The sequence below is a fragment of the Acinetobacter sp. YH12200 genome (genome assembly GCF_013418175.1).
Taxonomy (GTDB): domain Bacteria; phylum Pseudomonadota; class Gammaproteobacteria; order Pseudomonadales; family Moraxellaceae; genus Acinetobacter; species Acinetobacter pseudolwoffii.
In genome coordinates this window covers 105,487-117,791 of sequence record NZ_VPCO01000008.1, presented here as the reverse complement: position 1 = coordinate 117,791, position 12,305 = coordinate 105,487, and the positions used below count along the sequence as shown (strand labels likewise).

Here is a 12,305-nt window from a genome sequence, read left to right as displayed (position 1 = left end):
ATCCCGAGATAGATTTATGACAAATTATGCAATTAGTCCGTTACTAGGGCAGGTTTTATCAACTGAATGTCCATCACGTGAAATATTGGAACATCTTGCCAATAAATGGTCGGTCTTGGTGTTGCGTTGCCTGAGTGAAGGTGTGCATCGTTTTAGTGAACTGAAACAACGGATTGAAGGGGTGAGTGAAAAGATGCTCTCCCAGACTTTAAAAGTGCTGGAACAAGATGGTTTTGTGCTCAGAACGGTTTATCCGGTTGTGCCACCAAAAGTGGAATATCAGTTGACCATTACCGGTTCACAAGCTGCAGATAAAGTGATGCAAATGATTCACTGGATTGAACGTGGTTTACCAGAAATTTTAGAAAATAAACAACGTGTTGCCAAATAGAAGCTAAATTGCTTTTGGGGTAGCAAGAGATGAAAAAGTCAGAAAATCTGTTGGCTACTTTACTGGCAGTGTATGCAATCATTTTAGTTTTATGCATTGCGATTTATGCAATCTTCAAACTTTTAGATGTTGATATTGCTTTAGCGACCAATCTCTTGCTTTGGTCAGCAACGATCTTTGCACCGCTTGCAATATTAATGACCTATACCAGTTGGCGAGAGCAGAAAGGGGTAGAAGTAATTGCTAATTATTGTAAAGGACTAGTTATTCAACTTGTTGAGCTTGAGCATCTTAGTAATCAAATATGTAATTATTTAATTTATAAACCTGATCGAAATGAAAGTATAAAAATATTGAATAAAAAATTTATATCTATATTTAATGAGCAAGAAGATGCTTTTAAATTTTTAGGTAAAGCAATATCTGATGGAGAATTAAAAGACCAAATTAGGAGATTTCAAAATCAATGTTTGCTTAACTATGTAAGATATAACGCACTGGTTGGTAGTGAAAATTTGGAACATATCGCGAATATTACACCTCAATTAGGTAGTATTCATCGAGAACAAAATTCTAATCTTAGAACAGAGTTAATGAAGTATGTACTTTACCAAAAGGAATAAACCGATCGATTTATTCCTTTGTGAATCAAGCATTTTGCATTTTCTTAAAATCCAAGCGATCAATCAGTAAAATTCCAATCGAGAAAATAAAGCCAAGGATCACGCAACCGATCCATTCAAACTGCTCCCAGGCATAGACTGCACCAAGCGAACCTAAAGCGGCACCACTAAAGTAAATCGTCATATAGACTGCATTAATACGTGAACGCGATTTAAGATCAATCCGATAAACCAGATTCTGATTCAAAACATGGAAGGCTGTCAGACCAAAGTAGGCCATCAGCACACCAATCGCATAGATTACAATATTGTGCTGGGCAAAATATAAGGGCAGTGTAGAGCCGAACATCAGGACAATGCATAGCTTGGCGACCAGATTTTCTCTACCTTGTCCTACGGTTTTGCCTGACCAGCTTGATGAATAAATCCCGATCACGCCCAGTAAGCCAAATAACCCAATTTCGAAATCGGTGAAATAATAAGGTGCATTGCCTAATACAAAAGTCATCGAGGTAAAGATCATCGATAAAATTCCAAAACCCAAGGCACCCGCACAGGCACGCCGGATTAAATGTGGATTCTGACCTGCAAGGCTAAACAAAGAGCGGTAAATGTCACCAATAGTTAAGCCTGCCTGAGCTTGAGTATCGGGTAGTTTTTTCCACATGAGTGCTGCAAAGAGCAAGGTGATCACACCGCTGGATAAATACACACCTTCCCAAGACCAGTAAGTGGAAACAAAGCCGGCAAAGGTACGTGACAGAATAATTCCCATCACCAACCCACTCATCAGCTTACCCACTGTAGCAGCGCTGGATTCAGGTGGGCTAATGGTCGATGCAAAAGGAATTAAGATCTGCGCCGAGATTGCGCCAAAGGTGGCACACAAGGTAAACAGATATAACATTGATAAAGTCGTACTGAATGAAAGCAATATCTGCGAAATGGCTGCAAAGACCATCAGGTTAACGATCAGTTTGCGTTTATTCAGAAAGTCTCCCAAAGGAACCAAAAGCATTAAGCCGAGGACATAACCAATCTGTGCAATCACCACGGCAAAACCGGCCTGACTGGTACTAATGCCCAGACTTTTCTCGATTGAATAGATCAGAGGCTGGTTAAAATAGGCAGAGCCTGCACATAAGCCACATGCCATTGCCATCAATAATACAAATTGTGATGACAATGGACTGACAGATTTCCTTTCTGAATTGCTCATAGGCCCGACTCTTTTAACATTGCCTACACTATAGGCAGTTGCACGACAAAGCAGAAATAATTAAAAACAATCAAGTGATCATTAAAAAGTATATTAAAACAAAAGCATAGAGCTTAGTTTTGAAACTTATCAAAAATTAATGGCTGTTCAATAACATGACAGGATTAAATAAGCGATCTTCATGGAATAGCATATAAATATAGTCGAGAAATTCTTTAAAATATGGCAGAATATGGGGTTTTAAAGTTTTTAGAGGATTGGCAATATGCGCTTTGTTGATGAAGCAGTCATTACCGTAGAGGCTGGCGACGGTGGCAATGGCGTAGCCAGTTTTCGCCGTGAAAAATTCGTGCCATTTGGTGGTCCAGATGGTGGTGATGGTGGTCGTGGTGGCAGTATTTATATACAGGCTGACGACAACACCAGTACGCTAGTTGATTATCGTTATACACGTAAATTCCGTGCAGAACGAGCAAAAAATGGCCGTGGGGCGAACTGTGCTGGTCGTGGCGGTGAAGACACCGTATTAAAAGTTCCAGTCGGAACAACAATTGTAGATGTTGAGTCTGGCGACATTATTGGCGATTTGATCGAAGATGGTCAACGCGTGAAAGTGGCAGCAGGCGGTGACGGTGGTTTAGGAAATACGCACTTTAAATCATCGACCAACCGTTCACCACGTAAGTGTACGCATGGTCAAAAAGGCGAATTCCGTGAAATCCGTCTGGAGCTTAAAGTTCTGGCAGATGTGGGCTTGCTGGGTATGCCAAATGCGGGTAAATCAACCTTCATTCGTGCAGTATCGGCGGCAAAACCAAAAGTGGCAGATTATCCATTTACCACCATGGTGCCAAACCTGGGTGTGGTCGATGCCGATAGTCACCGTTCATTCGTGATGGCCGATATTCCGGGTCTGATTGAAGGCGCATCTGAAGGTGCAGGTCTGGGGATTCGCTTCCTGAAGCATCTGGCACGTACCCGTATCTTGTTACACATCGTTGATGTACAACCGATTGATGGCTCAGATCCGGCACATAATGCCAAAGCAATTATGAAAGAGTTAGAAAATTTCTCCCCAACACTTTCAAAACTGCCGATCGTATTGGTGCTGAATAAAGTCGACCAATTGGCTGAAGAAACACGTGAAGAATGGTGTACTCATATTCTTGAAGAATTGCAGTGGGAAGGCCCGGTTTTTGAAACTTCTGGCTTAACCGCTGAAGGTACCAAAGACGTGGTTTACTACCTGATGGATCAGATCGAAGAGCAGCGTGAACGCGAAGCTGAAGATCAAGAATATGCAGCAGAAATGAAAGCATTCCGTGATCAGCTTGAAGCTGAAACACGTGAACAAACCATCGCTGCAAAAGAAGCGTATCGTGAGATGCGTCGTCAGCAACGTCTTGCCGGTATTCTGGGCGACGATGAAGATGATGAAGATGGCGATGATGATAGTGATGTGGAAGTGTACTACGTACGCTAATCTCTGAGAGAAGAGTCTGAGGACAAGATGATAGAAGTGGTAGATGGGCAGCGTCAGCTCAAGGGTTGTAAACGAATCGTTGTTAAAATCGGATCATCTTTACTCACAGCAAACGGACAAGGTTTAGATTTAGATGCCATCTCGCACTGGGCGGGACAAATCGCAGATCTACACAATGCAGGACACGAGATTATTCTGGTGTCTTCCGGTGCTGTGGCTGAAGGTATGGTGCGAATGAAACTTGAGAATCGACCCACCGATCTACCCAGTCTTCAGGCTTGTGCTGCCATTGGTCAGATGGGCCTGATTCATACCTGGTCAAGCGTACTGGAGAAACACCAGATTCGAACGGCGCAGGTATTATTGACCCATGATGATCTGGCAGATCGTCGCCGCTATCTCAATTCATGTGATGCTTTGCAGAACCTGATTGACTGGCGCGTGATTCCGGTGATTAATGAAAATGATACCGTTTCTACCGATGAAATCCGCTTTGGTGATAACGACACGCTGGCTGCCATGGTGGCAGGTCAGGTGCATGCCGATCTTCTGATTATCTTAACCGATCAGGAAGGTATGTTTGACTCAGATCCACGCTCGAATCCAGATGCCAAACTGTTCCATACGGTACGTGCGATGGATGAGAGCCTGTTTGAGATGGCCGGTGGTGGTGGTAAATTTGGTCGCGGCGGCATGCTGACCAAAGTTCGTGCTGCACGACTGGCGGCAAAGTCCGGTTGTCCGACCTTAATTGCAAGCGGTGATAGTGATGCTGTGCTATCTCGTCTGATGTCTGGTGAATTGTTAGGAACCTTGTTTGTGACTGACAAAGATCGGATGACCGCGCATCAGCAATGGTTGGCAGCACACCTGCAAACGGCAGGTCGTTTGGTAATTGATGATGGTGCGGTAAAGGCCATTAAAGACAATCATCGTAGCTTGTTGCCTGTCGGCGTCAAAGCGGTTGAAGGACATTTTGAGCGCGGTGATGTGGTGGAATGTGTGGATACACAAGGTCACCGAATTGCAGTCGGTCGTGTTAACTTTAGTTCGCGTTCGGCAGATATTGTACGTGGTCTGGCTTCTGATAAAGTGCATCAGGTTCTAGGTGAAGCACGTTCACTCGAGATGATTCACCGCAATCATATGGCAATATACTAGCAAAAACTCACCATAACCAAACATAACGCTAAGGCTTGATTCTGTAAGGGATTGAGCCTTTTTCTTGTGTGATGCAATAACATGCAATAAACTGCGGTGAGAGGTTAAACGGAGGTTAAATGGGAGGTTAAAAAAATTAATCGCCATAAATTCTAAAGCCTCTTAATTGTATGAATTATTGAGGAAATAATAATGCTGTCTAAATTGCAAATTGATGCTATTAAGCCAACCTCCAAGCTACAGAAAATTAATGATAGTGAGATGCTGTACTTGTTTGTTTCCCCAACAGGTCGCAAAACTTGGAAAGTGCTATATACGCTCGATGGAAAGAAAAACACAATCACACTGGGCGAATATCCAACGGTGCTGAATGCTAAAGATGCACGTTTAAGACGTGATGAGATAAAAAAACAAATATCAGAGGGCATTAACCCGACTGAGCAAAAACGACAAGAAAAGATTAAAGATTTATCAGAGATGAGTTTTGCAGACTTGATAAGGCTTTACATGGAAAAGGTCACACCACACAAAAGAGGTGGACGTGTGGAAACCATTATCTTGAGTAACTATATAAAATCATTTCCCCGATTGATGAAAAAACCAGTAAACCAACTGGGGCAGCTAGACATGATTCAATTTAGGGATGAACGGCTAAAAAAGGTTAAGAGTGCAACAGTAGCTAGGGATTTAGGCTTATTGAGTGCTGTATTCAAGTATGCACGACAAGAACTAAGAATTATGACCAACTCCCCACTGGACGACATAGCCAAGCCGAAGCAGTCACCTAGTAGAAATAGACGTATCTCTCAGGATGAAATAGACCAAATTTTGCAGGCATTCAAATATGATGGATGTTCTCAACCAGTCACTAAAAAACAGCAGACCGCTTGGGCATTTCTATTTGCAATTGAAACGGCGATGCGAGCAGGCGAGATAACAGGCTTAAAGTGGGCAGACGTTTACGACAAGCATGTTGAGCTTGAACTCACAAAGAACGGCACAGCTAGAAAAGTCCCTTTATCTAAGCGAGCCATTGAGCTTCTAAGTTATATGCGAGGTATAGATGAAACTGATGTGTGTACCGTTAAAAGCAAGGTTGGGGATGGTGAAGTGGGCAGAGGTGCATTGTCAGCATATTTTAATCAAGTGGTGAAAGGTAAATTAAAAATTAATGACTTAACTTTCCATGACACCCGACATGAAGCTATTTCACGGATGGTTAAAAATGCAAAACTCTCAGTAGAGGTACTGGCAAAAATCACAGGTCATAAAACCATAAATATTTTAATTAATACCTATTACAACCCTGATATTGAAGAACTAGCCGACCACCTACACAAAGAGGATGACCCCGACATTATTCCATTTAAAAAGACAGTGTAAGCGACAAGCTAGGACGTTCAATAACTTTCTATTACATGATTATTTGATATATTCAGATTGCTAAGTCTAGGTTAGCTCCCGAAAGTCGGACACCCAATCCGATTGGCTTAGCAGCTTTTTTGAGGGATGCTGTGGGAGGCATAATGAACACAATCATTGCTGAATTACAATCCGAATCAAGAAATTATATTAATTCATTGGAAGCTATAGACTTAATCGCCAAGCACACAAACAATAATCACATGGATGTATGCCGATACTTGGTTAAAAAGGATTTTGCTTACTTTGTTGCAAGCTATTCTAGAAATGATTTATACGTTTATGAATCTGATACTGATTATCTAAGCACAGAAGAAGGCATTATTTTTGAAAAAACACATCAAATATTATGGGCTGTCATCAAGTTATTTGATTTAGAGTATGATAAAGAATCAACCTTAAATTCGTTTAACTATCCTCCTTTAAGGGAGTTTGACACCTTTTTTTGGAATGCAGACGACTTCTTTAATAAATCCATTGTAAAGAGCCTAAATATAACAATTGAAACTTGGGAAACGTATCGTCTACAACATCCAAAAGCTGATGGTTTTGATATAGCAAAATTTTTTAGACGTTTAGACGACTCACATATTAAAAGTTTACCTGAGTTGCCAAGTCATTTAAAAAAAATAATTTTCAATAAAAATAATATCTCAATTGAAGATTCGAGTTTGTTTTGCTATTCCATGAATGATGAGAAAAAATTTAAATTTTCAACTTTGGCAGATGAACACGCTATCAGCATGATATGGGATGCAATCGAAAGCGATGAATTGCAGTTAGATGAAGAAGAAAAAATACAAATAAGCGAACTTAAATTATTCCTTTATAAAAGGGAGTATGTAATCAGAGGGTTTAATGACGACCTAAGATATTTGCCTATTCAAAATCATGAAGTTAAAGACGAAGTCCAACAACTAAAAGACCAACTAGCCCAAGCACGGCAACGCATTCAAGAATTGGAAGCAAACCAAAGTATAGACAATCAACCGTTGCATCCTCGCACTCGAAATGGAGCATATAAGATTATTGCCGTGTTAGCTAATATGGCAGAGCTACCTGACGAACCTTTTACGGCTTTTAACATGATACAGGCACACGCTAATTCAATAGGCTTGGAAGTACCCGAGAAAGATACTACTGCTGGCTGGCTTAAAGATTCTAAAAATACTTAGATTCTAATTAGAACGAAAGTGATTCTAATTAGAACAAAACAATAAAAAACAAAAACATACTGCACCTAAGCAATAACGCTTTCCAACTTGCAAGGGTGCAACATGTCAGCACATGAAAAATACGCTCGTATTAAACAATTAGCGAGCGCACCATCTACCCCCGAAAAAATCTACACCATCAAGACAGGCGAGAACGCAGGCATGAAACGCAAAGTTAATGCCAAGCCTGAGCGCATCGGACTGCTACCAGTGACCGAAAAAACAATATGGACTTGGGTGCGTGATGGGAAATTTCCGAAGCCTTTAAAACTCTCAAGCAACGTCACTGTATGGCGCATGTCAGAGGTTGAGGCGTGGATTGAAGAACAAGCCGACCTTGCAACGATGGAGGCTTGAGCATGACTTATCCTGATTTTTCCAAAGCATTGAACCATTACAAAGCATTGAACCATTACAAAGCAATGGTGAAGCAGTACGGCGAAGAACATCCGATTGCAATACAGGCTTTTATGCTGGCGTTTGAACTCTCTCCACAGCAATTGAAAGATGAAGCGTACAAGATGGCCGAGCAGCACCTCCCGAAGCCAAGCGGATGCCTAGACAACGGCCAGCTAGTCTATAGCTCTAAAGACCTTGCAGATCACTACGACATTTCATTTAAGGAAGCAGAAACCAGCCTCTTAAACATGATGCAGCAGCGCAAAGAACACGGATTATCTACCGATGACGTTCTGAGCTTTGCCCTTGCGACCATGATCCGATGAGGGGGTGAAAAAGTGAAATATTTTCCAAAACAGCCAAAAACAGCACTGACAAAACTGACAAAACCTAAGAAATCGCATTTTTTTTCTGGAAAACAGCCAGAAACCACACTGACAAAACTGACAAAACCTAAAAGTGAGGGCCGAAAATGAATATTACTCAAGAGCAAAAGATTCTAAATCACCTCAAGCAAGGCCGAACAATCACGCCAATGGATGCGGTGAAGTATTACGACATTTATCGACTGAGCGCGGTTGTCCTAAAGTTACGCAGAGCTGGGCATCACATTATTCGGTATGACGAGCGCAACAGCTCAGGCAGAGGAACTCATGCACGGTATGAACTTATTAGTGAGGTGAAATCATGAAAGACTTTGTACTGGCTTCATATCGACCAATGAAAGACGCAGAAACCGAGGCGCATTTATTCGTGAATGATGATGCGATGGTATTTGTTGAACTTGATGCGGTGGACGGTGCAGAGCTGGAGATTTTAGCAACGCATGAAAAGTTGATGAAGAACCCCGATGCGGTGGACGTTGTGATTTTTCACTATGGCAGCTTAAAGACCTTGTTTGACAAGTTGGTAGAGGTGGTGAGATGAAAGAATTATTTTTAGACCTTGTTACTGGTGTATTGATGGGCATGTGCTTTGTCATATTTTGCTTTTTTATTGCAAGTTTAAGTAGTTCCGTTTACTCTAAAGACCTCTCAAAATCTAATAGCGTCACCCCACAGCGTCATTGTGGTTTTATTGTGCCTAAGTTTTGCCTAGCCTCTCAAGCTGTGCAAGAAACAAGCGCAAGCATCTCAGCCATGCAAACAAGGCTGTACTCCCTCTATGAGGGGATGACACGACAAAATAAGTCAGCAATGGCGAATATGTCGGGCGGTACTATTAGACCGAGAGTGAATCCCCTCACCATAATTTCTCAAGTTATGGCGAATCTCAAAAACTCAAAACTAATAGGAGGCAATCATGCCTAATCAAATCAATTCTACAAATACACCTAAAAAATACGATGCTGGCGACATGCACGACATTCAGTCGTTGGCTGCGTATGACATGAACTGGATGCAAAGCGCACTAAATCGAGTACGCCGTGACTTCATCAAGTTAAGTGCAGACTTACAGCAGCAAGGCATACATTCATGCCATTTCGATGAACTAAAAACCGCACTGGAGATGTACAGCTACCTAGCAGAGGAACGTCATAGCTTCCATGTGGAAATGTCAGAACAATATGAAAAAGAGTGGCAGAACACCAAAGGGGGTGCGAAATGAATGCAAAACCCCAACTAAATACACTTGCGCCAAGTATGAAAGAAGCGGAGCGCATGTTAGATATGCTGGATGCTGGCGGTGAATTTACCTTTCAAACCTTTGCTGATGCAGACAAAAACAAAAACCTTGTTCATATCTATCACGGCTCACTAGAGGCTCATTTTGACACCTTAGCGCGGCTGAATGGTCAAGGTGCAGGCGTATTCGTTACGGTCAATCAAACCGACTTACAAGGGCGTACAAGCGACAATGTAACGCGTGTGCGTGCGCTATGGGTGGATTTTGACACAGTAGACCATGCGCGATTAGATCGGCTGATGAATATGGATGGCATTCCACCCAACTTGATTATTGAGAGTTCCGCAGGCAAGCATCACGCTTACTGGATTATTGCCGAAAATGACGAGATTCCACTTAATCAATTTACTGAACTACAAAAGCGATTGATTCATCACTTTGCTGATGATGGTGCAGATAAAGCTATTCACGATTTACCGCGAGTTATGCGGCTAACTGGCTTCTATCACCGCAAGGGTGAGGCATTTATGACGCGTGTGGTGCATTCTGACGCGTGGTGTGATGCTGATGAATTAATTAGATGGGTGCAATCTCTACCCATGCCTGAGGTGGCAAAACCAAAGGCACAGGCAGAAAAACCACAAGCAAGACAAACACAACAAACACAACAAACACAACAAACACAACAAACACATTATAGCCTAGATTTTAAACAGGCTAAATTATTAGCGCGTGGTCGTTGGGAGGAGATTCTAAACCGTATTGGCTATCCAGTTACTACAACAGCACCTAAAGAGCATGGCGCATGTCCCGCGTGTGGCGGATCGGATCGGTTTAGATTCGACAACGAAAACGGCGATGGGTCGTTTATCTGCTCACAAGGCACAGGAGAGCCGATGGCAGGCGATGGATTCACACTACTGGAGCATAGTGGGAAATCAGCAGCAGAGGCATTGCAGGCAGTCAATCATGCGCTATCTGTAATGGGCTTGATTAGTGAGTATGACAGCAGCAAAACGGATCGTGAATGGAAAGAGCCAGTAAGCCAAAGGAGCGAATTACTACCAGTCCAGAAACTTACGCCAGAAATGCTACCGCTAGACATTGCTAAATACGTGTTTGATGAAGCAGAGCGCGCGGACAAGATGCCAGTGGATTTTGTTGCTGCATCGCTCTTGTCGTCACTTGGCTCGGTACTTGGGACAAAGGTAGCCATTAAGCCAAAACCTTTTGATGATTGGGTCGTGGTCGCGAACCTATGGAGTGCGATAGTCGGAACGCCAAGCATGAAAAAAACACCAGCTTACAATGCAGGGCTTCGACCAATTTCGAGGCTGATAGCAAAAGCCAAAGAAGAAGCTAGGCCCAAAGGCTCAGGCGTTATGACTGCAATCGTACCTCTAACTGATGAAGAAAAAGAAAAGGCAGAAAAGCAGCTTATTCAGGATCGGGCCGAGCAACTGGCAGCAGAGCAAGAACTCAAGGAGCTTAAAAAAGAGCTGGCAAAGGTAAAGGACGAAGTGGAGCGTAAAGCTATCATTTTGAAAATTGCCGAGCATCAAATTAAAGCCGAAGCCGAAGAAATCAGCAGTATGGCGAATGATGAAGAAGTCCCCGAAAAGCGATATAAAACAGACGATTCAAGTCCAGAGGCGTTATCTGACTTGGAGGCAAACAACCCTAATGGAATATTGGTATTCCGTGATGAGTTGGTCGGGCTACTGGCCTCACTGGATAAAGATGGCGGAACAGGTCGCGCATTTTATCTTGAGGGCTGGAACGGAACAAGCTCATATCAGTTAGATCGAATCATGAGGGGCGCGCAATATATCCCGAACCACTGCCTGACCATTATGGGAGGAATCCAGCCAGATAAACTAATCGCATATCTTGAGCCAGCAATTAAAGGCTTAGGCAATGATGGGCTTATGCAGCGTTTCCAATTGCTTGTATATCCAGATTCAGAAAAATGGAGCTACGTGGATCGCATACCAGACAAGGACGCTAGAAACGCCGTTTACTCGATGTTTGAAAGCATAGATAAACTAAATGAAAGCAGCCTTTGCAGTATGGGAGCTAAAGGCTCAGATGATTACAACAAGCGGCCATATTTTGTATTTTCGGATCAGGCTCAAGAGGTATTTATTGACTGGATGACCCGACTGCATGAAAAGAAGATACCAAATGAGGAGCATCCGATAATTCAAGAGCATTTATCCAAATATCCAAAACTCATGACAGGACTAGCTTTGCTATTTCATGTAATTGATGGGGTCAATTTTGGCAATGTTGGGCCAGTAAGCAAGCGAGCCACTGAAATGGCTATCGAATGGTGCAACTATCTGGAAACCCATGCGAGGCGCATTTATGGGCTTGTACTACATTCATCTGGTTTTAGAGCGAGCATCTTAGAGAAGAAGCTACAGCAACTAGATGAAAGCGATAAGTGGCGCGTGGAGGGATTCAGTGCGCGAGATATTCACCGCAAAAACTGGAAATCATTAACTGATATTCAGAACGTATACGATGCCCTTGATATTTTATGTGGCAACAATTGGTTGGTGATGGAAGAAATCGAGCCGACTGTTAAGGGTGGCAGACCATCAAAACGCTATTGGATTAATCCTAGAATCTACGAAATGTCATAAAAATCGCACTGGCAAGGCTGGCAGAAAATAGGTTTTGTCAGTTTTGTCACTTCAATTATTGGCATATTTTTAAAAATTAATTAATGAAAAATAGGTTTTGTCAGTTTTGTCACTTCACT

Annotated in this window: 14 protein-coding genes; 13 read left to right on the top strand and 1 reads right to left on the bottom strand. The window is 42.4% G+C overall.

Annotation, left to right across the window (positions count from 1 at the left end; genetic code table 11):
• The first annotated feature begins 16 nt into the window (after positions 1–16).
• A complete protein-coding gene (locus tag FTU90_RS07400) occupies positions 17–391 on the top strand; it encodes a helix-turn-helix domain-containing protein (RefSeq protein ID WP_005171768.1) in 375 nt (124 codons plus the stop codon).
• A gap of 29 nt (positions 392–420) precedes the next feature.
• Entirely contained in the window at positions 421–1,014 is a 594-nt protein-coding gene (locus tag FTU90_RS16070) for a hypothetical protein (protein WP_005096445.1), read from the top strand.
• 25 nt (positions 1,015–1,039) lie between these two features.
• On the opposite strand, the gene FTU90_RS07390 is transcribed toward FTU90_RS16070, so the two are convergent.
• Positions 1,040–2,233: an MFS transporter gene (locus tag FTU90_RS07390; RefSeq protein ID WP_074383014.1), complete on the bottom strand. Its 1,194-nt coding sequence runs from the start codon at positions 2,231–2,233 to the stop codon at positions 1,040–1,042.
• Between the two features lie 265 nt (positions 2,234–2,498).
• On the opposite strand from FTU90_RS07390, the gene cgtA reads away from it, so the two are divergent.
• The 11 genes from cgtA to FTU90_RS07335 all read left to right on the top strand — a co-directional run bounded on the left by cgtA (position 2,499) and on the right by FTU90_RS07335 (position 12,186).
• The gene (cgtA, locus tag FTU90_RS07385; protein WP_005096448.1) at positions 2,499–3,716 is read left to right on the top strand and encodes an Obg family GTPase CgtA; all 1,218 of its coding nucleotides are present in this window, start codon (positions 2,499–2,501) and stop codon (positions 3,714–3,716) included.
• Positions 3,717–3,743: 27 nt separating this feature from the next.
• Positions 3,744–4,877, top strand: coding sequence for a glutamate 5-kinase (gene proB / locus FTU90_RS07380; RefSeq protein WP_005096449.1), 1,134 nt, complete (start codon positions 3,744–3,746; stop codon positions 4,875–4,877).
• Between the two features lie 192 nt (positions 4,878–5,069).
• Positions 5,070–6,260, top strand: a complete 1,191-nt coding sequence (locus FTU90_RS07375) for a site-specific integrase (RefSeq protein ID WP_180072145.1) — start codon at positions 5,070–5,072, stop codon at positions 6,258–6,260.
• A gap of 143 nt (positions 6,261–6,403) precedes the next feature.
• Positions 6,404–7,474 carry a hypothetical protein gene (locus FTU90_RS07370; protein ID WP_180072144.1) on the top strand — a complete coding sequence of 357 codons (1,071 nt, stop codon included), beginning with the start codon at positions 6,404–6,406 and terminating at the stop codon, positions 7,472–7,474.
• 102 nt (positions 7,475–7,576) lie between these two features.
• Positions 7,577–7,870 (top strand): AlpA family transcriptional regulator, encoded by a 294-nt coding sequence (locus FTU90_RS07365; RefSeq protein WP_180072142.1) that lies wholly within the window; start codon positions 7,577–7,579, stop codon positions 7,868–7,870.
• A complete protein-coding gene (locus FTU90_RS07360) occupies positions 7,867–8,238 on the top strand; it encodes a hypothetical protein (protein ID WP_180072140.1) in 372 nt (123 codons plus the stop codon). Before FTU90_RS07365 ends, FTU90_RS07360 begins: the two co-directional genes overlap by 4 nt.
• A 146-nt stretch (positions 8,239–8,384) precedes the next feature.
• The gene (locus FTU90_RS07355) at positions 8,385–8,603 is read left to right on the top strand and encodes a helix-turn-helix domain-containing protein (RefSeq protein WP_180072138.1); all 219 of its coding nucleotides are present in this window, start codon (positions 8,385–8,387) and stop codon (positions 8,601–8,603) included.
• On the top strand, positions 8,600–8,839 hold the full coding sequence (locus FTU90_RS07350; protein WP_180072136.1) for a hypothetical protein: 240 nt from the start codon (positions 8,600–8,602) through the stop codon (positions 8,837–8,839). The genes FTU90_RS07355 and FTU90_RS07350 overlap by 4 nt, the downstream gene beginning before the upstream one ends.
• Positions 8,836–9,222: a hypothetical protein gene (locus FTU90_RS07345; RefSeq protein ID WP_257222389.1), complete on the top strand. Its 387-nt coding sequence runs from the start codon at positions 8,836–8,838 to the stop codon at positions 9,220–9,222. Before FTU90_RS07350 ends, FTU90_RS07345 begins: the two co-directional genes overlap by 4 nt.
• Positions 9,215–9,520, top strand: a complete 306-nt coding sequence (locus FTU90_RS07340; RefSeq protein ID WP_180072134.1) for a hypothetical protein — start codon at positions 9,215–9,217, stop codon at positions 9,518–9,520. Before FTU90_RS07345 ends, FTU90_RS07340 begins: the two co-directional genes overlap by 8 nt.
• Positions 9,517–12,186 carry a DUF3987 domain-containing protein gene (locus tag FTU90_RS07335; RefSeq protein WP_180072132.1) on the top strand — a complete coding sequence of 890 codons (2,670 nt, stop codon included), beginning with the start codon at positions 9,517–9,519 and terminating at the stop codon, positions 12,184–12,186. Before FTU90_RS07340 ends, FTU90_RS07335 begins: the two co-directional genes overlap by 4 nt.
• Positions 12,187–12,305 lie beyond the last annotated feature (119 nt).

Bases quoted from the DNA above. Each gene is read 5' to 3' on its own strand.
- FTU90_RS07400 (WP_005171768.1), top strand. From the start codon at position 17: ATGACAAATTATGCAATTAGTCCGTTACTAGGGCAGGTTTTATCAACT.
- FTU90_RS16070 (WP_005096445.1), top strand. From the start codon at position 421: ATGAAAAAGTCAGAAAATCTGTTGGCTACTTTACTGGCAGTGTATGCA.
- FTU90_RS07390 (WP_074383014.1), bottom strand. From the start codon at position 2,233: ATGAGCAATTCAGAAAGGAAATCTGTCAGTCCATTGTCATCACAATTT.
- cgtA (WP_005096448.1), top strand. From the start codon at position 2,499: ATGCGCTTTGTTGATGAAGCAGTCATTACCGTAGAGGCTGGCGACGGT.
- proB (WP_005096449.1), top strand. From the start codon at position 3,744: ATGATAGAAGTGGTAGATGGGCAGCGTCAGCTCAAGGGTTGTAAACGA.
- FTU90_RS07375 (WP_180072145.1), top strand. From the start codon at position 5,070: ATGCTGTCTAAATTGCAAATTGATGCTATTAAGCCAACCTCCAAGCTA.
- FTU90_RS07370 (WP_180072144.1), top strand. From the start codon at position 6,404: ATGAACACAATCATTGCTGAATTACAATCCGAATCAAGAAATTATATT.
- FTU90_RS07365 (WP_180072142.1), top strand. From the start codon at position 7,577: ATGTCAGCACATGAAAAATACGCTCGTATTAAACAATTAGCGAGCGCA.
- FTU90_RS07355 (WP_180072138.1), top strand. From the start codon at position 8,385: ATGAATATTACTCAAGAGCAAAAGATTCTAAATCACCTCAAGCAAGGC.
- FTU90_RS07350 (WP_180072136.1), top strand. From the start codon at position 8,600: ATGAAAGACTTTGTACTGGCTTCATATCGACCAATGAAAGACGCAGAA.
- FTU90_RS07345 (WP_257222389.1), top strand. From the start codon at position 8,836: ATGAAAGAATTATTTTTAGACCTTGTTACTGGTGTATTGATGGGCATG.
- FTU90_RS07340 (WP_180072134.1), top strand. From the start codon at position 9,215: ATGCCTAATCAAATCAATTCTACAAATACACCTAAAAAATACGATGCT.
- FTU90_RS07335 (WP_180072132.1), top strand. From the start codon at position 9,517: ATGAATGCAAAACCCCAACTAAATACACTTGCGCCAAGTATGAAAGAA.